The organism is Methyloversatilis thermotolerans (assembly GCF_000372885.1).
Taxonomy (GTDB): Bacteria; Pseudomonadota; Gammaproteobacteria; order Burkholderiales; family Rhodocyclaceae; genus Methyloversatilis; species Methyloversatilis thermotolerans.
The window spans coordinates 197,835-220,260 of record NZ_KB889967.1 but is presented as its reverse complement, the minus strand read 5'-3'; the positions used below and the strand labels follow the sequence as shown (position 1 = coordinate 220,260).

The window sequence follows — 22,426 nt, the reverse complement described above, 5'->3', positions numbered from 1 at the left end:
GCACAAACGGCCTAGACCAGACGGGACAGCATGTCGTTGGCTGCGCCCTGCTGCTCGGGCGTACCTTCCCGGATGACCTCCTGCAGCAGTTCGCGCGCGCCTTCCTTGTCACCCATTTCCTCATAGGCGCGCGCAAGTTCCAGCTTGGTTTCCGCCTCTTCCGCCGCGGTCTGGGGCGGCTCTTCGCCTCCCAGCATGTCCTCGGGATTGATCACCGTGGACACCGCCGAAGGAGGGAGCTCCTCGATATCCGATGGCGTATCCAGCGCCTTGCCCACATCGCCGACGACGTCGGTCGCCAGCGTGGAAGGATCGGTGCCAAGATCGAGATTGATGTCGGAGAGGTCAATCACGGGGTCGGACGGCGGCGCCGCAGCCGGGGCATCGGTCGCATCGAAGTTGAAGTCGATCAGGTTTCCGACGTCGGTACGTTCGAGGTCGACCACCGCGTTGGCATCCTGCGCCGGCTCGTCCGCAGGCAGGGACAGATCCAGATCGAAGGCGGGTGCGTCGTCCTGCGTCGCCATGCCTTCCGCGGTATCCGCCACATTCTTCTCGAGCACGACCGTACTGACGTTCTCGGCAGCCGGCTTGTCCGACGTGAAATCCAGTCCGAGATCGAAATCCAGCGAGGAATCACCTTCCGATTCCTCGCCCGGCTTGGTCAGCGTGGTGGCGGCACCGACAGAAGGCACCTGCGCCGGCTCGCCGGCCGCGGGCAGATCAAGGTCGAAGTCCAGGCTGGACGGGGATTCCGCGGCTGCAACCGACACATCAGGCACTTCGTCCGGCTGCAGCGTGACGGTGCTCTGGTTCTCTTCCGGCGCATCCCCACTGACCAGTTGTCCGATATCTCCCGGCAAGGTCCATGTATCGCGCAGCTTGTCCGCCCCGGAAACCACGACGGTCGCCGCAGTCGCCGCCGCGAGATCGGAGGACGACGGCTCCGGCTCGGCCTGCGCACCGCCATAGAGCGGGTTCGACGGATCGAGCGCGCGCCCGAGCTGTGCGGCCTTCTCCCAATCTGCCCCCTTGCCACCGGTGTGGGCGTACAGTTCGCCCGCCAGCGATTCGAACGGCTTCGTCGCCTTGCGCTGCGCATAGATCTCGAGCAGCTTCAGATGGATGGCATGGCGTCCGGGCTCGTTCTTGAGCGCTTCGAGCAGGATTTCCTCGGCCTGCGCGTCACGTCCGTAAGCCATGTACACGTCCGCCTCGGCAACCGGATCCACACCTTCATCGGCATCGATGGAAGACAGTGAGGACTGGCTGAAGTCGGTCTGGATGGAACTGGCGCTGGTATCCACGCTCTGCCCGCCGCCCGTGGCACCGATGACCGAGGTCGATACCACCGGTTCGCTACCCATTCCCGAGGTTGTCGATGGCGGTGCGATGTCCTGCGCTGCCGGCGCCGACTTCTTGCGGCGATAGCCAAGATAGCCCAGCAGCAGGAGCGCGATTGCGCCCAGACCGGCCAGCGTCAGCGGATCGCTGAGCGGGCTCGCAGCCTCTTCGGCCGCCTCCGGCTCCACATCGGACGCTGCCGGCGGCGGCGGCGCGACGTCCGCAGGCGGCGGTGCAACGTCCACAGGCGGTGGGGGCGGTTCGACCTTGGGCTCTTCGGCCGGCGGTTTGGGCGCCTCCTTGTCATCCGCCATCGCAATCAGGTCTGGAACCGGCTTGTCCTCCGATTTTGCGGCCGGCTTCTCGTCGGCAGCCTGCGCGGCGGGTGCGGGTGCGGGTGCCGGAACAGCGACCGGCGGCGGAGCAGCCTTCTGCTGCGCCTCCGCCATCTGCGAATTCTTCAGTTCGACCAGCTTCTGCAGATCGCGAACATTCTTCTCCAGCTCGGCCAGCCGGTTGTTGGCCTCCTTCAACGCCCTGTCCTTGGCAACCACTTCCTCTTCCAGCGCGCTGATGCGCCCGTCGCTCGCGGCAGCCGACTTCGACACCTTGACCTGATCACCGGAGGGAGCGGCCGGCGCTTTGTCCTCCACGCGCGTCTCGATACGACCGCCCGAGCTGCGGGAAGCCCCTTCGTCCGACGAGGATTCGGTGGCCGCGCCCGCAAGGCGGGCGCGATAGGCATTGAAATCGGCGGTCTGTGCCGCGACGATGCGGCGCGCCTCCTGCGGCGACACCGATTCCGCGGCTGCCGCATCGGGCAGGGTGAGGATGCGACCGGCACGCATCCGGTTCATGTTGCCATTCTCGAACGCTTCGGGATTCTGACGCACCAGCGCAACCAGCATCTGGTCCAGGCTGACGCCATCGACCGCATGTTCGCTGGCGATCTTGCGCAGCGTGTCGCCGCGGCGCACTTCATAGACACCGTCGGACGATGCCGGACGGGAGGCCGCCGGAGCGGCCGACGGCGCACGCGCGGCCGCGCGCGGTGCCTCGCCGCCGGGCACGGCGACCGGCTCGACCGGGGCCGGACGCGGCATATCGACCGGATCGAGCAGGAAGGTGTACTCGCGGACCAGGCGACCGGACGACCAGCTCAACTCGATCAGCATGTCGAGATAGGGTTCGTTCACCACGCGGTCGCTGGTCACCACGAGCACCGGGCGGGCGCCACGCTTGTCCACGCTGATGCGCACGCCAGCGAGGCTGGATGCGAACTCGACGCCGGCCTGCTTGAAGGCATTGGGGGACGCCAGTTTGGCGGACATCGAAGACAGTTCGTCCGGCGAGGCGGACAACTCGACTTCGGCCCGCAGAGGCTGGCCGATGGCGGACTGAACGGTGAGCTTGCCCAGGCCGGCTGCGCCGGCCGACAGCGGCAGTGCCGACAGCAGTGCAGTCAGCAGGCGGATTGAATGTTTTTTATCGCTATGACGCACCGCGTTTTCCTCGCGCGCTAAAACCCGATTCTCAAAATAACATCATGGTCTTAGCCCTGCAAGCTCAACCGTCGCTTAAGTTTGCGAAACTGTCTGTTACGACACACCCCCCATGACGAAGGCGATATGTCGCTGACGGCACTCAGCGCTCGACCAGGATGCGCAGCATGCGGCGTAGCGGTTCGGCGGCACCCCACAGCAGTTGGTCGCCGCAGGTGAAGGCCGCGAGGAACTCCGGACCCATGTTGAGCTTGCGTACGCGACCGACCGGAATGGTCAGCGAACCGCTGACCGCCGCCGGCGTCAGGTCGCGCATGCTGTCCTCGCGATGGTTGGGCACGAACTTCACCCAGGCATTGGCTTCGCGGATCATGCTTTCGATCTCGTCCAACGGCACATCGCGCTTCAACTTGATGGTGAGCGCCTGCGAATGGCAGCGCATGGCACCGACGCGCACGCAGATGCCGTCGATGGGCACCAGGTCGGCGCCGGAGTGGCCCAGTATCTTGTTGGTTTCCGCCTGCCCCTTCCACTCTTCCTTGCTCTGGCCGCTATCCAGTTCCTTGTCGATGTACGGGATGAGCGAACCGGCCAGCGGCACCCCGAAGTGCGACTTAGGGAAAGCGGCATCGCGCAGGCTTGCGGTGACCGCACGATCGATATCGAGAATGGCCGAGGCGCTGTCCTTCAGCATGGGTTCCGCCGCCTCGTGCAGCGTGCCCATCTGGCTCAGCAGCTCGCGCATGTTCTGCGCGCCCGCGCCGGATGCCGCCTGATAGGTCATGGCGCTCATCCATTCGACCAGACCTGCGGAGAACAGCGCGCCGACGCCCATCAGCATGAGGCTCACCGTGCAGTTGCCACCGATGTAGTCCTTCACGCCGCGCGTCAGGCCGTCCTTGATCACGTCGAGGTTGACCGGGTCGAGAATGATGAGGGCGTCGTCCTTCATGCGCAGCGCGGACGCGGCATCGATCCAGTAGCCCTTCCAGCCGGCGGCGCGCAGCTTCGGGTACACCTCGTTGGTGTAGTCGCCGCCCTGGCAGGTGATGATGGCATCCATCTTCGCGAGCTGCGCGACGTCAGACGCATCCAGCAGCGGCGCACTGCCCTGCCCCACGTCCGGACCTGCGGCACCGATGCTGGAGGTGGTGAAGAACACCGGTTCCACCAGCGAAAAGTCGTTTTCCTCGCGCATGCGCTGCATGAGCACCGAGCCCACCATGCCGCGCCAACCCACCATACCGAGCTTCAACATAGCCGTTTCCTTGACCGTCACTTACAGCGCCGCGAGTACCGCGTCGCCCATCTGCCTGGTTCCGACCCGGGTCGTGCCCGGTTCGAAGATGTCGCCGGTGCGGTAGCCCTGGGCCAGCACCTTGCGCACAGCATTCTCGACACGCAGCGCCGCACCTTCGTCGCCGAAGCTGTAGCGCAGCATCATGGCCGCTGACAGGATGGTGGCCAGCGGATTGGCCACACCCTGGCCCGCGATGTCCGGCGCGGAGCCATGGCTGGGTTCGTACAGCCCCTTGTTGTCCGCGTCCAGCGAAGCGGAGGGCAGCATGCCGATCGACCCGGTAAGCATGGACGCCTCGTCCGACAGGATGTCGCCGAACATATTGCCGGTCACCACCACATCGAACTGCTTGGGCGCCTTCACCAGTTGCATCGCCGCGTTGTCCACCAGCATGTGGCTCAGTTCGACATCGGGATAGTCTGCCGCCATGTCGCTGATCACCTCGCGCCAGAGCTGGGTGCACTCCAGTACATTCATCTTGTCGACCGAGCACAGCTTCTTCGAACGCTTGCGGGCGGCTTCGAAGGCGACCCGCCCGATGCGACGGATTTCCTCTTCAGCGTAGATCATGGTGTTCCAGCCCACGCGCTGCTCACCCCACTGCGTGTCGCGCACCTCGATGCCGCGCGGCTGACCGAAGTAGATGTCGCCGGTCAGTTCGCGCACGATGAGGATGTCCAGTCCGGACACGACTTCCGGCTTCAGCGAAGAGGCATTGGCCAGTTCCGGATACAGGATGGCCGGGCGCAGATTCGCGAACACCCCCAGTTCGGAACGGATGCGCAGCAGACCCCGCTCGGGGCGCTGTTCGCGTGGCAGCGCGTCCCACTTCGGACCGCCGACCGCGCCAAGCAGGATGGCGTCGGCTTCGCGCGCGAGCTTCGAGGTCGCCTCGGGATAGGGATCGCCAGTCGCATCGACCGCGCAGCCGCCGATCAATGCATGCTCGAATTCGATGTCGAGACCGTCGCCGCGCAGTGCTTCCAGCACGCGCAGGGCCTCGGCGGTGATTTCGGGTCCGATGCCGTCGCCGGCGAGAACACAGACTTTCACGGATGACTCCAGGAGTGACGTGGTCAGGCAAAAAGCCAGGGCTGTTCGATGCGACGACGCGCCTCGAACTCGCGGATCTTGTCGGCGTGGCGCAAAGTCAGGCCGATATCGTCGAAACCGTTGATCAGACAGTATTTGCGGAAGGGATCGACGTCGAAACCGATGCTGTGGCCGTCCGGCCGCAGCACGACCTGCCGGTCCAGATCGATGTGCAGCGAATAGCCGGGCGTGCCGGCGCACTGCAGGAAGAGCTGTTCGACCTCCTTTTCCGGCAGGCGTATCGGCAACAGGCCATTCTTGAAGCAATTGCTGTAGAAAATGTCGGCGAAGGTGGTGCCGATGAGGGCGCGGAAGCCGTAGTCCTCGATCGCCCACGGCGCATGCTCGCGCGACGAGCCGCAACCGAAGTTCTCGCGTACCAGCAGGATGCTGGCACCCTGAAAACGCGGCTGGTTGAGCACGAAATCGGGGTTGAGCGGACGTTTCGAATGGTCCTGCCCGGGCTCGCCGACATCGAGATAGCGCCATTCGTCGAACAGCGTCGGCCCGAAGCCCGAACGCTTGATCGACTTGAGGTACTGCTTCGGAATGATGGCGTCGGTATCGACGTTGGCGCGGTCCAGCGGTGCGACCAGACCATCCATTACGGTGAATGCTTTCATGGCTGTCCTCGCTTTGCCGCCTACTTTGCGGACTTCTCGATGGCTTCGCCACCCTTCTTGATGTCCTTGCCGATGCCTTCGACCGTATTGCAGCCGGCCAGCATCAGCGTCATCGCACCCAGGATCACGGCAATCAGCTTCATCTTCATCCTCACTCAGACGCTCTTTCAGACGACTTCACGCACATCGGCGAAGCGACCGGCAATCGCCGCCGCCGCCGCCATCTGCGGACTGACCAGATGGGTGCGTCCGCCGGCACCCTGACGACCTTCGAAATTGCGGTTGGAGGTCGAGGCGCAGCGCTCGCCCGGCTCCAGCCGGTCGGCATTCATCGCCAGGCACATCGAGCAGCCCGGCTCGCGCCACTCGAAGCCGGCCGCCTTGAACACGCGGTCCAGTCCCTCGGCCTCGGCCTGAGCCTTGACCAGGCCGGAACCCGGCACGACCAGCGCCAGCTTCACGTTGTCCGCGACACGGCGCCCCTCGACCACGCGCGCGGCGGCGCGCAGATCTTCGATGCGGGAATTGGTACAGGAGCCGATGAACACCTTGTCGATGCGGATCTGGTCTATCGGCGTACGCGGTGCAAGCCCCATGTACTGCAGCGCACGGGCCACGCCTTCGCGCTTGACCGGATCGGCGAAATCCTCGGGCGCCGGCACCTGGCCACGCACATCGGTCACCATTTCCGGCGAAGTACCCCAGGTCACCTGCGGCAGGATGGCGCGCGCGTCGATATCGACCACACGGTCGAACTGCGCACCGTCGTCGGATCTCAGCGTGCGCCAGTACGCGACCGCGCGGTCCCACTGATCGCCGCGCGGCGAGAACGGACGCCCGCGCAGGTAGTCGATCGTGGTGTCGTCCACCGCCACCATGCCGGCGCGCGCGCCGCCCTCGATCGCCATATTGCACAGGGTCATGCGGCCTTCCATCGACAGGCCGCGGATGGCCGAGCCGCCGAATTCGATCGCGTAGCCGGTACCGCCGGCGGTGCCGATGACGCCGATGAAATAAAGAGCGATGTCCTTGGCACTCACGCCCTTGCCCAGTTCGCCCTCGACCCGGATGAGCATGGACTTCGACTTTTTCTGCAGCAGGCACTGCGTGGCCATCACGTGCTCGACCTCGGAGGTGCCTATGCCATGCGCCAGACAGCCGAAAGCGCCGTGGGTGGAGGTGTGCGAGTCGCCGCACACGACGGTCATGCCGGGCAGCGTAGCCCCGTTCTCCGGACCGATCACGTGCACGATGCCCTGGCGCTTGTCGCGGAACGGGAAATAGGCCAGCGCGCCGAATGCGCGGATATTGGCATCCAGCGCTTCGACCTGGGCACGCGAGGTGGGGTCGGCAATGCCCTGTTCGGCGCGGTCGGTCGGCACATTGTGGTCGGCCGTGGCGACGATTGAATCGACGCGCCAGGGCGTGCGATTCGCCAGACGCAGGCCTTCGAAGGCTTGCGGGCTGGTCACCTCGTGGACGAGATGGCGATCAATGTAGAGCAGTGCCGTACCGTCTTCCTCGGTATGCACCACATGACTGGACCACAGCTTGTCGTAAAGCGTCTGCGCCATTGCAACGATTCCGGCTGATCAGCGAAACCGGTGATTATAACCGTGCAGCGCAGCATTCAGCCGGCAGCAACGCGTTCCGAGGCCGGCCACATGCACGCCAGCAGCAGGCAGCCCGCCAGCGCGAACAGCGAACTGAGGGTGTAGGCCCAGGCGCCGCCCAGTGGCGCCCACATCCAGCCGCTGAGCAACCCGCCCACCATGCCTCCGGCGCCGAAGGACACGCTGCCGTACAGCGCCTGCGCCCGACCCTGCTGGCGGGCATCGAACCACTGGTTCAGTGCGCCGACCGAACTGGCGTGGAAAGCGCCGAAAGTGAGTCCGTGCAGCACTTGCGCGGCCAGAAGCCAGAAAAGGGACTCGACCAGCCAGCCTATCATGGCAAAACGCAGCACCGCAGCGATCAGGGCCGCCAGCAGCATGACGCGCAGCGAGAAGCGCCGCATCAGGGCCGGCATCCACAGAAAGACGCCGATTTCCGCCACCACGCCCAGCGTCCACAGGCCGCCGATGGCGCTCTTGCTGTAGCCGTTGGCGTCGAGATGGATGGAATAGAACACGTACAGCGCGCCATGCGCGCAGCTCATGAAGAAGGCGGCGCCGAACAGACCGGCCACCGGTCGTCGGCGCAGGATGTCGCGCAGCGACTGCGTGGCAGGCGGACGTTCGGCGTGGCGCGGCGCCTCCGGCAGGCTGAAGGCGAACAGGCAGATGCCCGCCAGCACGGTGCTGCAGCCCCACAGCACGCCGCGCAGGCCGGTCCGGTCAAGCATTTCCCCGAGAAGCAGCACGGCGACGATGAATCCTATCGAGCCCCATACGCGGATCGCGCCGTAGCGGGCGACACGCGACTTCAGGTGTTCGAGGGTCAGCGCCTCCACCAGCGGCAAGGAGGCGCTCCAGAAGAAGGACATGAGCGCCATCGCGACGAACACCCCCCAGAACTGGGCGGTGGCAAAGAAGATGAGGAAGCCGGCAAGGCTTGCCGCACCCGCCCAGCGGATGATGGGCGTACGTGCGCCGATGCGGTCGGCCAGCCAACCCCACATGCCCGGCGCGACGATGCGCATCACCTGCATCAGCGACATCACGATGCCGATATCGGCGGCGGTAAAGCCGATCGATGAAAGGTAGAGCCCGAAGTAAGGCGAAAAAGCGCCGACGAAGGCGAAATAGAAAAAGTAGTAGGCGGACAGTCGCCAGTAGGGAAGCGGCATCGGCGCGAGTGTACCGCAGCAGCCGCCTCATCCGGCGCTCAGCGCGTGCCGTGCCTGAGCTGGATGACCCCCTCACCGACCCGCTGCGCAACCAGCTCCGACTGTATGCCCTCGTTGTAGCTGACGATGTCGTATCCGGCATATCCGCCGGCGCGCGCAAGCTGTTCGGCACGGCGGCGGAACACCATGCGAGCCTCGCCCTCGCCGCCGGCCCGGGTGCGCATCTTCTTCAGACCGAGGTAATACGTGTCGTCGGACAGTTGCGCCTCCTCGATGCTCCAGTTCGGCGCCATCGGATCCAGCACGATGTAGGCGAGGTAAGCGGCACCGGCAAAATAGATCAGCTTCTCGACCGACGTCGTATAGCCCGGCGTGAGTTTGAGCCGGGTGTCGGGGATGACGCTGCCCGAACTGGGCAGCGTGCGGTCGAGCGATGAGCAGGCCGCCAGCGTGCCGGCCGCGATCAGCATCAATGACGTTCCAGCCTTCATGGCGTTCAGCTCAGGTAATTGAACAGCGACAGCCCGGACACTTTCATGAAGGACTGCTGCGCGGCTTCGAAATAGCTCAGTTGCTGCGTGAGCTGGCTGATGGCCTGCGTGTAGTTGAGGTCGCGCAGGTCTGACAGCGTCGACTCGTAATGGATATCGACCTGCTCGCCGAGCGAGTTGAGCGCATCGATCTCGGCACCGCGCGAGCCTATGCGCGAACGGGCGGTGAGCAGGGTTTCCTGTGCCTGGTCGATATTGGTCAGCGCGGACACCACCGCATTCTGCAGTTTCGCGCTGTCGGCCGGCGTATCGGTGCCAGTCTGCTCGAGCGCGAGGATGATGTCGCCCAGCGTATCGAACACGCTTTGCGATTGCGACGCCTGAAGGGCGATGCGGTCGCCGGTGGCCGGCGCGCCGGTTACCTCGAAGCTCACGCCGAAGTCGAACGCGGGTTCGGCGCCCTGGGACACCAGCTTGATCGGCTCACCTTCCACCCAGGTACGCGGATAGGGCGCGGCGCCCGGCGCGGCGCCGGTCAGCAGGGAATTGCCACTGCCGTTGTCGATGATGTCGTAGGTGGTGGTCTTGGTCGCACTGTCATAGGCGAACACCACTTCGAAGTTGCCGGAATTGGCCGGATCCAGCCAGGTCGACACATCGTCCACGCGCCCCGCATCGATCACCGCCGTGCCCGTGTTGGCGGCATTGGGCGTGAGGGTGAAGCGGCCGTTGCCCTCGGGCACGCGCATGAAGATGTCGCTGCCCGGGTCGCTGATCGGGATTTCGCGGTTTGAGCCGATGCGCGACATGCGCTGGCCGTCGTCGCCGAAATAGCTCGCCCCGGCCTCGACCGATCCGGAGAACGGTTGCGTGGTGCTCTTGTAGCCCGAGAACAGATAGTCGCCGAAGGCATCCCGCGAATTCGCGATGCCCATCATTTCCGAATACATGGCCCGCAGATCATTGGCCACTGCCTTGCGGTCCGCGTCCGACAATGGCGCATTGCCAGCCTGCACGATGCGCTCCCGCGCGGCGGCAAGAATGTCGCCCGCCGTGGTCAACTGAGCCTCGGCAAACCCCAGCGCACTGCTGGCATCTCGGCGATTCACTCCGTACTGCGTGTTGATCGCCTGGGATTGTTCGATCTCGAGTGCGCGCGACGACGCGACCGGATCATCCGACGGCGCAAGCACGCGCCGGCCAGTGGACAGCTGTTGCTGCAGCCGGAACAGATCCGAGCTCTGGCGCAGCAGGCCGGAAGTGCCGGCCGCATAGACAGTGTTGGTCGATATGCGCATCAGTCCTCTCCTCAGTTACCGAGCTGCAGCACGGTATCGAACAGCTTGCTGGCGATGTCTATCATGCGGCCGCAGGCCAGGTAGGCCTGTTGATAGCGCAGCAGGTTTGCCGCCTCTTCGTCGAGATTGACGCCGGACAGCGACTGCTGCGATTCGGTCACGCGCTCCAGCACCACCGTCTGTGCATCGAGGTTGGCATTCACCTCGCGTGCCTTGGAACCTACGGCAGAAACCATCTGCGCATAAGCGCCCTGGAATCCGGTCGTGCCATTGGCCATGGTGGCGGTATCGCTCTGCAGCGAAGCCAGCGCGAGTATGTTCCGGTTGTCGCCGCTGCCACTTGCATTGGCTTGTATCGTGAAGGTGTCGCCATTGCGCGGCACCCCGGACAGCTCGAAGGTGAAGCCGCCCTGACCCGCGAAGGTGAAGGACTTGCCGGCCGACTCGGTGCTGGGGTCATAAGCCAGCGTGCCGCCCGGACCGCCGGTCACGACAAAGGTATTGGTGGCTGCGTCGAAGGTAAGCGTGATCGGACCGCCCAGCGGCAGGCCGGTGGTGGAAGTGACGGTACCGGCCGAAATCGCGCCGGTACCGGTGTTGGTCAGCGGCGTCGAAGTCGAGATCGGCTGGGCAACCGCGATCATGCGCGGATCGGTCAGCACCGTCTGTATGCTCGACGCGCCCTTGCGCGTGGGCTGGATGAGGAAGCTGTCGCCGGCTGCCAGGGTCGTCGCACCGGAGTCGAGCGAGAAACCCTGCGGACTGCCGGCCGGCGGCAGTCCGCCCAGCGTCGCGGCCGTCCAGCTCTGGTTGTCGGAAAGTCGCACCAGGGTGTAGTTCGTACCGTCGAAACTCAGACGGTAGTCGCTGGTGGTCAGTTGCGACGAATCGGTGATCGTCACGTTGACAGCCGCATTGGCGACGGTGTCGTTGGTGCTTGCGGCAAGCGCCGTACCCGAGATCGAACCGAAGAACTGCGTACCCAGGGCGCCATTGAGGTCCTGCCCGAGTGCATGCTGGTCGTTGAACTGCTCCGCCAGCCCGATCGCCACGCGACCGAGTGCGTTCTGCGCCTCGTCAAGCGTCTCGCGGCGGAAGGCAAGCAGACCGCCCAGCGTACCGCCGGTCAGCGTGCTTTCCTGCAGCCTCAGTACGGCGCCGCCCGGCGCTGTGTAGGTCACCTCCATCCGGCTGGGATCTTCGATCGAAGGTTCGGCCGCAAGCGAGAACGAACTGGCCCCCACCACCAGCGGCTGGCCGTTGCCAATGAAGATATTGATCGAGCCGTCACTCTGTTCGAGCTTCGTGACGCGCACAATGTCGTTGAGTTCGCCGATCAGCCGGTCGCGCGCGTCCAGCATGTCGTTGGCCAGGCGGTTGGGGCCGGAAATCGATTGCGCGACCGATATCTGCTCGTTGAGCTTCGCAATCTGCGTCGACAATTGATTGATCTGGTCGACCGCACCGGAAATCTCGCTGTTCAGGCCGCTGCGGATCTGCTCGATCTGCTGGTCAAGCGCATTGAAGCGCGCGGTCATCGCCTGAGCGGCCGAAATCACGGCCTGACGGGAAGCGAGCGAGGTCGGCGACGAGGACAGGCTCTGTACCGCATCGAAGAATGCGGTCATGGCCGAAGACATGCCCGCGTCCGAATCGGCCAGCAGATCGTCAAGCGCGCCGATCCGGTCGGCATAGACCGTGTACTCCGACACCTGGGTCTGCGCCTCGAGTACCTGCGCATTCATGAATTCACTGTAGATGCGCCGGACCGTTTCGACCCGCGCACCCTGTCCGAAATAGCCGACGCCGGAATACTGTGCGTCATTCGTACCGATGATCACCTGCTGCCGGGTATATCCGGCAGTCGATGCGTTGGTGATGTTGTGGCCGGTGGTCACGAGCGCAGCCTGAGCCACGTTCAGGCCGGTCAGACCGATATTGAAAAGTTGGGCACCCATGGAAGCGTTCTCGCCAGCTATGCTGTTGAGAGGCTAAAAGCGAAAGCCGTGCCATACGCGTAGCGCTCGCGTCACATTGCGCTGATAGGGTTCCGGCGGATGTCCTCCCGCAGCCCGTCCGAACCGATAGTCCAGACATTTTCCGCATCCGCGCGCCCTTTCAAGACCGAGGCCGGACGAACTGAAATTGCGAACAGGCGACTCGGCCTGAGTGTCCTTGAGCGTCGCCTGCTCATCCTGGCCGACGGGCGGCAGGATATTGCCGCCCTGTCTGCCGGTCTGGGCTATCCCCGCGACAAGGACGAGACGGTGCGCGCGGCCTTGGCGGCGTTGCTCAACAACGGCCTGCTGGATATTGATCGGCCGACGCCCGGTCCTTCACGCCGGTCGGTCGCGCTTGCGCGCCTCTACCTGCTGGAAAGCATGGAACGCGCGCTGCGCGGGCGCACCGACACTCTGCTTCCCGCGCTGCGGCAGGCCACGGACGAAACAAGCCTGCTGCGCGCCCTGGCTCTTTGCGAGCAGGTGCTGCGCGACGCCGGCGCACATGCGCAGGCGCGCGCCATCCGCGCACGCTTTCTCGAACTGTTGCCCGATGACCGCAGACAATCACCCTGACAGGGCAGCCCGCAGCATGGGGCCGTTGATGATGCGCTGGAGCTTGTCCGCATAGGCGGGATCGGTGGCATAGCCGGCCTGCTGCAGTCCGCGGGCGAAGCTTCCCGCATCCTGCGTTCCGAGCACACCCTGATAGCGCGGCTGGCTCTTCAGCAGCCGCGCATAATCGGCGAAGCTCTCTTCGTACGAGCCATAGCTGCGGAAGGCATCGGTCTGTTTCACCCAACGACCGTCGATATACTCGCTCGCCGCGACCGTCACGCTGCCACCTGACCAGTTTCCGCCGGTCTTGATGTTGAAAAGATTGCGGCTGGGCGTACCGTCCGCTGCGGTCAGTTCGGAGCGGCCCCAGCCGGTCTCCAGCGCGGCCTGCGCCACCAGGAAGCGCGCCGGAATGCCGGTTTCGCGACTGGCCGACACGGCAGCCGGCCATACCCGCTCGACGAAGGCCCGCGCATACTCGGGCACATCTCGCCCCGGCGACGGCGATATCGCGGACAGCGCGGCATCGAGATCGGCAATGCCGGAAGCGGAGGACTGCAGAGACTGCCGCTTGCCGGCAGAGTCTGCCGCCGGCCAGCGGCTCGCGCCCTGGAACACGGGTACGTCCGACAAGGGCTTGAGTTCCGGCGTGAACGTGGTGTCGGCACTGCGTGCGTTGGCCGACAACTGGCGTTCGAGCACCCTGGACAGACCTGTGCCGCCTCCTTCGGCGATCACCTGGGCCCACTGCTTGTCCAGCATGTCCTGGTACATCTTGCCTTCCTGGCCGCCGAACAGATCCTCACCGCCAAAGGACGATGCCTCGCGCATGGACTTGATCACCACCTGCAGGAACATGGCCTCGAACTGCTTTGCCGCCTCCTTCAGTGCCTCGGGCGAATTGTCGCGCGCGGCGCGGCGCAGCGCGTCCAGGCCCTTCACATCCGACGCCAGAGCGGTGAGCGCGCTGTTTTCCACGTCAGATGATTTCCAGTTCGGCGCGCAGCGCGCCCGCCGCCTTCATGGCCTGCAGGATGATGATGAGATCCTGCGGATTGGCGCCCAGCGCGTTCAATGCCTTCACCACGTCGGCCAGGCTGGCCCCCTTTGGCACGTTCAGCAGCGCGCCGCCTTCCTGCTTCACGTCGATCTGGTTGCGCGCCGCCACCGCGGTCTGACCACCGGACAAGGGAGGCGGCTGACTGATGACCGGTTCCGAACTGACCGTCACCGACAGATTGCCATGGGCCACAGCACAGGTATCCAGGGTCACGGCCTGATTCATCACCACCGAACCGGTGCGCGAATTCACGATCACCTTGGCGGCCTGCTGCGCCGGCGTAACGTCGAGATTTTCGAGCCGGCTCATGAAAGCTACGCGCAGATTCGGGTCGGTCGGCGCGCGCAACTCGATGCGCCGGGCATCCACCGCCGATGCCGTACCCGGTCCCATGCCGGCATTGATCGCGTCGACCATGCGCTGTGTCGTGCCGTAGTCCGAGGTGTGGGTTTCCAGATGCAGGACACCGCTCTCGCCGATGACAGTGGGCACCTCGCGCTCTACCGTCGCGCCGCCGGCAATTCGACCGACCGACAGATGATTGATCGTGACCGATGAACCTCCGGCCGAAGCACCGGCGCCCCCCACCACCACATTGCCCTGAGCGACGCCATAGACCTGGCCATCCGCGCCCTTGAGCGGCGTCATGACGAGCGTACCGCCGCGCAGACTCTTGGCGTTGCCCATGGACGAAACGGTAACGTCGATCGCCTGTCCCGGGCGTGCGAATGCCGGAAGATTTGCCGTCACCATCACCGCCGCGACGTTCTTCAACTGCAGGTTCTGGCCCGGCGGAAGGGTGACGCCCATATTGCCGAGCATATTGATCACGCTCTGCACGGTGAAGGGTGTCTGCGTGGTCTGGTCACCGGAGCCATCCAGGCCGACGACCAGGCCATAGCCCACCAACTGGTTGTTGCGCACGCCCGCCAGGGTCGCGAGATCCTTGATCCGCTCTGCCCATACCGGCGTAGCCAGTAACAGGGCGGGCAACAGTATGGAGAGGATGCGCTTCATGTCTTTCCGCCTTCCAGGGCGCAGGTCAACGCTTCGTTTATACGCTCGCGATGCGGCGATCCATATCCGGAATAAGGGTGGAAAAGTCCTCCTCCCCGGATACAACGCAACATCAAAGCGGCAGGAAATTCAGGAAGAAGCGACCGAGCCAGCCCATCACCTGCGCCTCGTCGATATAACCGCTGGCCCGGTACTCGATACGCGCATCCGCGACCTGGGTCGACTGCACCGTGTTGGATGCGGTGATCTGGGTGGGGTTCACGACGCCGGAAAACCGGATGAACTCGTCGCCCTGGTTGATCGCGACCTTCTTCTCGCCCGACACCAGCAGATTCCCGTTCGGCAGCACCTCGATCACGGTGGTGGTGATGGTGCCGGTGAAGTTGTTGTCCGCCGATGAAGCGCCCTTGCCGGCGAACACGTTCGAACCTTCGGCCTGCAGCGTTGAACCTTGCATGCTCTTCAGCGGCAGGCCGGCGATGCGCGATACGGTGGTGTCCACTTCCTGAGTACGGTCGGCCGAACTGGACGCCTTCTTCGCCGCCTGCGTGCGTTCGGAAATATTGATGACCAAGGTGTCGCCCACCATGCGCGCACGCCTGTCCTCGAACAGCGGACGCACCGCCCCGGGCTGGTAGATCGCGCCGGCATTGGTCTGATACTGAGGACGCGCCTCCGGCCGGACGGTCATCGGTTGGTGCACCGCGGTCGGCGGCGTGGTCGTGACGCAACCGGCAAGCAGTGCCGCCATCAGCAGCACAGTGGCAAATCCTGCGCAGCGGGCGGCAAATCGGATCTGTTGTGTATTCATGTGTCGGACCTCCGGGCGGCTCGTCCGCTTACTACAGTTGGGTCAGGCGACCCAGCATCTGGTCGGACGTCTGGATGGCGCGCGAATTGATCTCGTAGGCGCGCTGGGTCTGGATCATGGCCACCAGTTCCTCGACCACGTTCACGTTCGACGTCTCGACAAAGCCCTGGTTGAGCAGACCGGCACCATTGGTACCCGGCACATTCGGCGTGGCAACACCGCTTGACGCCGTCTCGACGAAAAGATTCTCGCCCATGCTCTGCAGGCCGCCAGTATTGACGAAGGTGGCCAGCTGGATCTGGCCGATCTGGGTCGGCGCGGTCTGTCCCGCCTGCAGAACGCTCACCACACCGTCGCGTCCTATGGTGACCGACACCGCGTCCTGCGGAATGGTGATTGCGGGCTGCAGAGGAAAGCCGCTGGCAGTGACCACGACGCCCTGAGCGTCCTTCTGGAAGGCGCCATCACGCGTATAGGCCAGAGTGCCATCCGGCATCTGTATCTGGAAAAAGCCCTCGCCCTGTACTGCAATGTCCAGCGTGCCGCCGGTCTGCTGGATATTGCCCTGGGTGTGGATGCGCTCGGTCGCGACCGGACGCACGCCGGTGCCGATCTGCAGGCCCGAAGGAATGACGTTCTGCTGGGTATTCTGCGCACCCGGCTGACGCAGCGTCTGATAGAGCATGTCCTCGAACACCGCCCGAGCGCGCTTGAAGCCGTTGGTACTGACGTTGGCGAGGTTGTTCGTGATGACATCCAGATTGGTCTGGTGTGCATCCATGCCGGTGCGGGCAATCCACAGCGAACGGATCATTGCGTCTACTCCGGTTATCGGTTGGTCAGCAGCTGCGAAGCTGTCTGATCGTTGCGCTCTGCAGTGGTGAGCACGCGCGTCTGCATCTCGAACTGGCGCGACAGGGAAATCATCGCCACCACCTGATCCACCACATTCACGTTGCTGCCTTCCAGGTAGCCACCCGCGACCCGCACGTTCTGTGCCACCGGCGACTGGCCCCCGGCTGCAAGCCGGAAGTACCCGTCGTCACCTCGCTTCATGGTGTTCTCAGCGGGATCCACGAGTTTGATCCGCCCGACAGGATTGACCTGGTTGACCCCGCCGGTCCGCTGCACGGTCGAGACGGTGCCATCGGAACCTATCGTGATTTCCGTGTCCGGCGGAATGGTGATGGGACCGTTCTCGCCCTGCACCGGGATGCCTTCGTGATTTTGCAGAATCCCGGTGGGACTGATGCCGAAATGGCCGTTGCGCGTGTAGGCCTCGCTGCCATCCGGCATGGCCAGCGCAAACCAGCCCTTGCCCTGTATCGCCATGTCGAACGGCCGCCCGGTCTGCTGCAAGGGCCCAGGAGTGAAGTCATTGCGCACACTTGCGTCGACGACGAATGCGCGCGAAGGAAATGCCTCGGTCTGGACCTGCACCGCACGCAATCTGTGCTCCTCGGCGCGATAACCGGTGGTCGATGCATTGGCCAGATTGTGGGCGACGGACGCCTGGCGTTCCATCGTCCACTTGGCCCCGGTCATGGCGGTATAGATCACGCGATCCATGGCTTTTCCTCAGCGCGCGTCAGCGCAGATTCACCAGCGTCTGCAGGATCTGGTCCTGGGTCTTGATCGACTGTGCGTTAGCCTGGTATGCGCGCTGCTGCGTGATCATGTCCACCAGCTCGGCGGTCAGATCCACATTCGAGTCCTCGACCGCGCCCGGCTGCAACCCGCCGCGCGAACCGGTGCCCGGCGTGCCGACAGCGGGCGGACCGGAGAACGAGGTTTCCGCCCACGCGTTGCTGCCGAGCTGAACCATGCCGTCGGGATTCTGGAAGGTGGCCAGCACGACCTGACCGAGATTGCGCGACTGTCCGTTCGTATAGCGGCCCTGAACGATGCCCTCGGGGGACACAGTCAGGCCGGACAGGCGACCGGACGTGTAGCCGTCCTGCGATACTGCGTCGACACTGAATGCGGCTCCGAACTGCTTCGAGTTCGCGAGATCGAGCGTGAAAGCGAGCGGCGACACCGCACCGGTGGTGATCGGGAAGGACTGGGCGACCGTGCTCGGGACCATGCTCAAAGCGCCGGACGACGTGAAGGTGACGTTGGTCGGACCGGCCGCGGCACCTCCATCGAGCGTGGTGTAGAGCTCCCACTGGTTGGCGGTAGCAGTCTTGACAAAGTACATGCCGAGCACATGAGGATTGCCCAGCGAATCGTAGGTTGTCAGCGAAGTCGAGTACGAGAAGCTGGATGTATCGGTGGTCGAGAATGGTGTCGTGGTCGGCGGCGTCAGACGAGAATCTAAGGTAACCGAGATAGCGGCCTCGCTGGTCACCTTCGGATCCGCACTCATCAGGGCGTCGCCAACCTGAAGATCAATCGGAGCGGTAATGACGATGTTGTCATTGGCATCGGTGCCATAGCCGGTAACGCGATAGCCGGAAGCGTTGACGATGTAGCCGTCCTTGTCGACGTTGAACTGGCCGTTGCGTGAGTACAGCACCTCGCCGTTGTTGGTCACCCGGAAGAAACCTTCGCCATTGATGGCCATATCCAGAGGGTTGTCGGTCACCGTGATGTTGCCCTGCGAGAACTGCTGGGCAACGCCATTGATGCGGGCACCGATACCGATCTGGGCCTGCGTTCCGCCTCCAAGCGTCGTCGCGTAGATGTCGGCAAACAGTGCCTGCGACTGCTTGAAGCCGACGGTGGTCGAGTTGGCCACGTTGTTGCTGATCGCATCCAGCGCCTTGGACGCGATGTTCAGTCCCGACAAACCCTGCTGAAAAGCCATGATTCAACTCCCGATCAGTAGATCTGCTTGATGTCGTTCAGCGAAACCAGATCCTTCTGGCCCACATCCAGTTTCGTCGTTCCGTTGCTGCGCTCGATGCTGTTGACCACGGTCAGTTCAAGAGGTGTTGCGACCACGGTCTTGTTGCTTTGCACAGCCTTGACGGAAAACGAGTACGAACCATCCTGAGCAACCGCCGTGCCAGATGCGTCCTTGCCGTCCCAGGCAAATTCGACGATGCCCGCTTCCTGATCGCCCAGCGACAGCTCCCGCACCACGACGCCGTTTGCACCCTTGATGGTGACGACCACGCTGTCGGCGTCGCTCGCGAGCTCGATCCCGCCCATGGACTGACCTTCGACAAGCCTCAGATCAGAGCCTTCGACCAGCACCGCGTGGCCCACCAGTGCGGCAGCCTGCAGATGCTGGCTGTCACTGGTGCTGGACATCAGTTTCTCGAGAGTTTCGTTGAGCTTGGTGATGCCATCGACCGTGCTGATCTGGGCAAGCTGGGACGTCACCTGCGCGTTATCCATGGGATTCAAGGGATCCTGCAGCTTGAGCTGGGTGGTCAGCAGGGTGAGGAAGCGGTTCTGTGCCTCTTCCAGCTCGGATGTCTCCTTGGTTGTACTCGTGCTGTTGAGCGAGCTGTATATGTTGCTGCTGCTGGAAGTGCTGCTGACGGCCATGGCTATCTCCTTACTGTCCGATGGACAGGGTCTTGAGCATCAGTTGTTTGGCGGTATTCATCATTTCCGCATTGTTCTGGTAGGAACGGGATGCGGAAATCATGTTCACCATTTCCTCGACCACATTGACGTTGGGCATCTGTACATAGCCATCGGCGTCGGCGGCCGGATTGTTGGGATCAAAGGTGGTCCGCATCGGCGCTGCGCTCTCGACGATCTGGGTGACGCGCACACCATTTGCGTCGCCGCCCTCGGCAAGAGGTTTCATCTCGAACACCACTTGCTTTGCACGGTAGGGCTGGCCATTTGCCGTCACCACAGAGTCGGCGTTGGCAAGGTTGCTGGAGGTGGTGTTCAGTCGCACCGACTGCGCGGTCAGCGCCGAGCCTGCGATGCCGAACACATTGAACATGTTTCCTGTCGTGGGCATTGCTCTGTCCTCCTGTCGCCTACTGGCCCTGTATCGCCTGCTGCATGGTGCGCAGACGGCCATTGATGAAGTTGATCAGCGCCTCGTAATGCACCGAGTTCTCCGCGAATGCCGCACGCTCGACATCGAGGTCCACCGTGTTGCCATCGACACTTGATTGCGTTTCGGTGCGGTACAGCAGCGTCTTGTCCATCGCATTGCCGCCCTTCGCGCCGATGTGCCGGTTCGACGTGAGTGCCAGTTCCACCGGGCCGCCGGAAAGCCCCCCGCCCAGCGCCGTCTGGAGCGCCGCCTTGAAATCCATGTCGCGGGCCTTGTAGTGCGGCGTATCCGCGTTGGCGATATTCGATGCCAGCGTCTGCTGGCGTGCAGCGCGCACACCCAGCGCGGTCTGGGGCAGGTTGAGCAGTCGGTCAAGAGGTGTGGTCGGCATGATGTCCCTCCCATTGCAGCGATCGTGCCAGCCACTTTAAGTGGCACTCCCGCCCCTCGATCGGCAAAAAAGCGCCGCTAGCACCCCGTCTTTCCGCCGGGATGACGGGTATTGCCGGCAAGGCTTGCCGCATCGAGCACGGGCGGGCCAGGGCAAACGTCGGCGCGAACACGGTACGGTTCACGGGCGATGGCACCGAAGAAGGCGGCCGAGAAGTGCACGGCTTATTCCTCTCTTATCCGGGCATGCTTCGTGCACAGCACGTGTTCGAATCAGTCATCCATCAGGAGATGATCACGATGCTGCGAATTTTCCTTTCCATGTTCCTTTCCATGCTGTGCTTGTTCGCGAGCGCCAGCGCTGTCGGCCAGAACGTGCAGGACCCCGTGCGAAGTGCCGTTCAACAGTTGCTCGCTCAACAGACCGCCGGCCTGCCGGGACAGATCAGCATCGAGATCGGGCAGGCCGACCCGCGACTTGCGCTGGGCGCATGCAAGCAGATGGACGCTTTCCTGCCTAGCGGCGCGCGAGCGTGGGGGCGGATAAACGTCGGTGTGAGATGCCTGAGTGGCTCAAGCTGGACGATCTTCGTGCCGGCCCGCGTCCGCGTGGAAGGGGAATATCTGGTCGCGGCGCGAGCCTTGGGGCGGGGACAGGTGGTCGGCGAAGGCGACATCGCGCCGATGCGCGGCGATCTGACCGAGCTGCCACCCAATATGATCATTGACGCACGGCAGGCGCTTGGCCTGTCGGTCAACGTCGCAATGGCTGCGGGACAGCCTTTGCGTGCGGACTGGCTGAAGGCGCCGGTGGCGGTACAGTCGGGACAGATCGTGAAACTGCTCGCACGGGGTACGGGCTTCTCGATCAGCCACGACGGCCGCGCACTTGCCGCCGCGCAACCCGGACAGACCGTGCAGGTGAGGACCGGCGGCGGCCAGGTAGTCAGCGGCGTCGCACGCGCAGGCGGAATAGTCGAGGTTGTGTACTGAACTGAAGCAGTGATCTTGCGCACCCGTACTGGTGGCGATAGTTGGTATAGTCGGCGGTGGAGTGCCGTGTAGGACGACTCCCTACAAAAAGTTCTAAAGTTTTCTCGACGTGCGTCGTTACACCGTTCGAACGTCTTATGAAAGGGTTCATCGTGAAAATCGACGGAACTGGAAAACCGCTGGGTACCACGGGTACTTCAGCCACCCGCAGCACCAACGGCAGCAGCTCGACCAGTGCCACATCCGCCACGACGGCGCCCGGCGCGCAGGTCGACATTTCGGGCACCTCGTCGCGACTGCGCGAACTGGAATCCACGATCGCCAACGTACCGGTGGTGGACAGCGCCCGCGTCGAGGAAATCAAGCAGGCGATCGCCGATGGCCGCTTCAAGGTGAATGCGGATCGTGTTGCCGACAGCCTGATCGAAAGCGTGCGCCAGATGTTGAGCGCGCGGCCGGCCACCTGATCGAACCATGCTGTCTCCGGAACTGGCCTCCCAGGTGTCCGCCCGCCTCGGCACACTGATGACCGAGGAAGTTTCGATGCTGCGTACCGCCCTCGGCCACCTCCAGCAGGAGAGACAGGCGCTGGAGGCGGGCGACGTGGATACGCTTCCGGTACTGGCGGCCCGCAAATCCGAGGCCTATGGCCGGCTCGCGCAACTGGGTGACGCCAGATCGGCCCTGCTCGCCCGCATCGGCATACGCCCGAGCCGCGAAGTGATCGAATCGCTGTTTGCCAGTGGTCCGGACTGGGCACAGTGCGCCAGGTCGTTTCGCGACCTGATCACGCTTGCGCAGGAAGCGCACGATGCCAATGTGCGCAACGGGGCGCTCATCCGCGCCCAGATGAAAGCCAGCAAACAGGCTCTCGCGGTGCTCATGTCCGCTGCCGAACAGGCCTCGACCTACGGGCCCGACGGTCAGGCGCACACCCGTACCAGCCGCCGCTCCTTCGGCAGCGCCTGAAGCGCCGCAACACGCGCTTACACGGCGCAAACCGGCCTTCACCCACGCTCATACTGCGTTTGCCACCATCCGCCAGGATGTGCAGGTCTTCATGTCGCCTTCACATCATGTCATCAGTTCGCACTCGTCTCTGCCTCGTTTCCCTGACTGTTCTGCTCGGCGCGTGTGCCGGCTCGCCTCCGGACGACGGCGAGCGCGAAGGACGGCGCGGACCGCCCGG

At 64.0% G+C, this 22,426-nt stretch carries 23 protein-coding genes; 4 read left to right on the top strand and 19 right to left on the bottom strand.

Annotated elements, in window-relative coordinates; all coding sequences use genetic code 11:
- Positions 1-11: 11 nt before the first annotated feature.
- The 10 genes from A3Q7_RS0101000 to flgK form a co-directional block, all read right to left on the bottom strand.
- Entirely contained in the window at positions 12-2,846 is a 2,835-nt protein-coding gene (locus A3Q7_RS0101000) for a FimV/HubP family polar landmark protein (RefSeq protein ID WP_018409982.1), read from the bottom strand.
- 142 nt (positions 2,847-2,988) lie between these two features.
- On the bottom strand, positions 2,989-4,104 hold the full coding sequence (gene asd, locus A3Q7_RS0100995) for an aspartate-semialdehyde dehydrogenase (protein WP_018409981.1): 1,116 nt from the start codon (positions 4,102-4,104) through the stop codon (positions 2,989-2,991).
- Positions 4,105-4,125: 21 nt separating this feature from the next.
- Entirely contained in the window at positions 4,126-5,199 is a 1,074-nt protein-coding gene (gene leuB / locus A3Q7_RS0100990; protein ID WP_018409980.1) for a 3-isopropylmalate dehydrogenase, read from the bottom strand.
- Between the two features lie 23 nt (positions 5,200-5,222).
- Complete coding sequence (leuD, locus tag A3Q7_RS0100985; RefSeq protein WP_026224347.1) at positions 5,223-5,861, bottom strand: 3-isopropylmalate dehydratase small subunit; 639 nt, start codon at positions 5,859-5,861, stop codon at positions 5,223-5,225.
- A gap of 20 nt (positions 5,862-5,881) precedes the next feature.
- The gene (locus tag A3Q7_RS0100980) at positions 5,882-6,004 is read right to left on the bottom strand and encodes an entericidin A/B family lipoprotein (RefSeq protein ID WP_026224346.1); all 123 of its coding nucleotides are present in this window, start codon (positions 6,002-6,004) and stop codon (positions 5,882-5,884) included.
- A gap of 24 nt (positions 6,005-6,028) precedes the next feature.
- Positions 6,029-7,435, bottom strand: a complete 1,407-nt coding sequence (leuC, locus tag A3Q7_RS0100975; RefSeq protein ID WP_018409977.1) for a 3-isopropylmalate dehydratase large subunit — start codon at positions 7,433-7,435, stop codon at positions 6,029-6,031.
- Between the two features lie 56 nt (positions 7,436-7,491).
- Positions 7,492-8,649 (bottom strand): MFS transporter, encoded by a 1,158-nt coding sequence (locus A3Q7_RS0100970; protein ID WP_018409976.1) that lies wholly within the window; start codon positions 8,647-8,649, stop codon positions 7,492-7,494.
- A gap of 38 nt (positions 8,650-8,687) precedes the next feature.
- Positions 8,688-9,140, bottom strand: a complete 453-nt coding sequence (locus tag A3Q7_RS0100965) for a hypothetical protein (protein WP_026224345.1) — start codon at positions 9,138-9,140, stop codon at positions 8,688-8,690.
- Positions 9,141-9,145: 5 nt separating this feature from the next.
- The gene (gene flgL, locus A3Q7_RS0100960; protein WP_018409974.1) at positions 9,146-10,438 is read right to left on the bottom strand and encodes a flagellar hook-associated protein FlgL; all 1,293 of its coding nucleotides are present in this window, start codon (positions 10,436-10,438) and stop codon (positions 9,146-9,148) included.
- Between the two features lie 11 nt (positions 10,439-10,449).
- The gene (gene flgK, locus A3Q7_RS0100955; protein ID WP_018409973.1) at positions 10,450-12,396 is read right to left on the bottom strand and encodes a flagellar hook-associated protein FlgK; all 1,947 of its coding nucleotides are present in this window, start codon (positions 12,394-12,396) and stop codon (positions 10,450-10,452) included.
- Between the two features lie 99 nt (positions 12,397-12,495).
- On the opposite strand from flgK, the gene A3Q7_RS0100950 reads away from it, so the two are divergent.
- Positions 12,496-13,014: a hypothetical protein gene (locus A3Q7_RS0100950; RefSeq protein ID WP_018409972.1), complete on the top strand. Its 519-nt coding sequence runs from the start codon at positions 12,496-12,498 to the stop codon at positions 13,012-13,014.
- Here A3Q7_RS0100950 and flgJ read toward each other — a convergent pair.
- From flgJ to flgB, 9 genes are all read right to left on the bottom strand, one after another.
- A complete protein-coding gene (gene flgJ / locus A3Q7_RS0100945; protein WP_018409971.1) occupies positions 13,006-13,974 on the bottom strand; it encodes a flagellar assembly peptidoglycan hydrolase FlgJ in 969 nt (322 codons plus the stop codon). The two genes, A3Q7_RS0100950 and flgJ, sit on opposite strands and share 9 nt — an antisense overlap.
- 1 nt (position 13,975) lies before the next feature.
- On the bottom strand, positions 13,976-15,073 hold the full coding sequence (locus A3Q7_RS0100940; protein WP_018409970.1) for a flagellar basal body P-ring protein FlgI: 1,098 nt from the start codon (positions 15,071-15,073) through the stop codon (positions 13,976-13,978).
- Positions 15,074-15,185: 112 nt separating this feature from the next.
- On the bottom strand, positions 15,186-15,884 hold the full coding sequence (locus tag A3Q7_RS0100935) for a flagellar basal body L-ring protein FlgH (protein WP_051079100.1): 699 nt from the start codon (positions 15,882-15,884) through the stop codon (positions 15,186-15,188).
- A gap of 31 nt (positions 15,885-15,915) precedes the next feature.
- A complete protein-coding gene (gene flgG / locus A3Q7_RS0100930; protein ID WP_018409968.1) occupies positions 15,916-16,698 on the bottom strand; it encodes a flagellar basal-body rod protein FlgG in 783 nt (260 codons plus the stop codon).
- A 14-nt stretch (positions 16,699-16,712) separates the two neighbouring features.
- On the bottom strand, positions 16,713-17,453 hold the full coding sequence (flgF, locus tag A3Q7_RS0100925; protein ID WP_018409967.1) for a flagellar basal-body rod protein FlgF: 741 nt from the start codon (positions 17,451-17,453) through the stop codon (positions 16,713-16,715).
- Positions 17,454-17,472: 19 nt separating this feature from the next.
- The gene (gene flgE, locus A3Q7_RS0100920) at positions 17,473-18,693 is read right to left on the bottom strand and encodes a flagellar hook protein FlgE (RefSeq protein ID WP_018409966.1); all 1,221 of its coding nucleotides are present in this window, start codon (positions 18,691-18,693) and stop codon (positions 17,473-17,475) included.
- Positions 18,694-18,707: 14 nt separating this feature from the next.
- Positions 18,708-19,382 carry a flagellar hook assembly protein FlgD gene (locus tag A3Q7_RS0100915; protein ID WP_018409965.1) on the bottom strand — a complete coding sequence of 225 codons (675 nt, stop codon included), beginning with the start codon at positions 19,380-19,382 and terminating at the stop codon, positions 18,708-18,710.
- A gap of 10 nt (positions 19,383-19,392) precedes the next feature.
- Positions 19,393-19,794, bottom strand: a complete 402-nt coding sequence (gene flgC, locus A3Q7_RS0100910; protein ID WP_018409964.1) for a flagellar basal body rod protein FlgC — start codon at positions 19,792-19,794, stop codon at positions 19,393-19,395.
- Between the two features lie 37 nt (positions 19,795-19,831).
- Entirely contained in the window at positions 19,832-20,245 is a 414-nt protein-coding gene (flgB, locus tag A3Q7_RS0100905) for a flagellar basal body rod protein FlgB (protein ID WP_018409963.1), read from the bottom strand.
- A 101-nt stretch (positions 20,246-20,346) separates the two neighbouring features.
- Between flgB and flgA the strand changes: the two genes are divergently transcribed.
- The 3 genes from flgA (at position 20,347) to A3Q7_RS0100890 (ending at position 22,206) form a co-directional block, all read left to right on the top strand.
- Positions 20,347-21,237, top strand: coding sequence for a flagellar basal body P-ring formation chaperone FlgA (gene flgA, locus A3Q7_RS0100900; protein WP_018409962.1), 891 nt, complete (start codon positions 20,347-20,349; stop codon positions 21,235-21,237).
- Between the two features lie 152 nt (positions 21,238-21,389).
- Entirely contained in the window at positions 21,390-21,704 is a 315-nt protein-coding gene (gene flgM, locus A3Q7_RS0100895; protein WP_026224343.1) for a flagellar biosynthesis anti-sigma factor FlgM, read from the top strand.
- Positions 21,705-21,711: 7 nt separating this feature from the next.
- Complete coding sequence (locus A3Q7_RS0100890) at positions 21,712-22,206, top strand: flagella synthesis protein FlgN (protein WP_018409960.1); 495 nt, start codon at positions 21,712-21,714, stop codon at positions 22,204-22,206.
- The last annotated feature ends 220 nt before the right edge of the window (positions 22,207-22,426 follow it).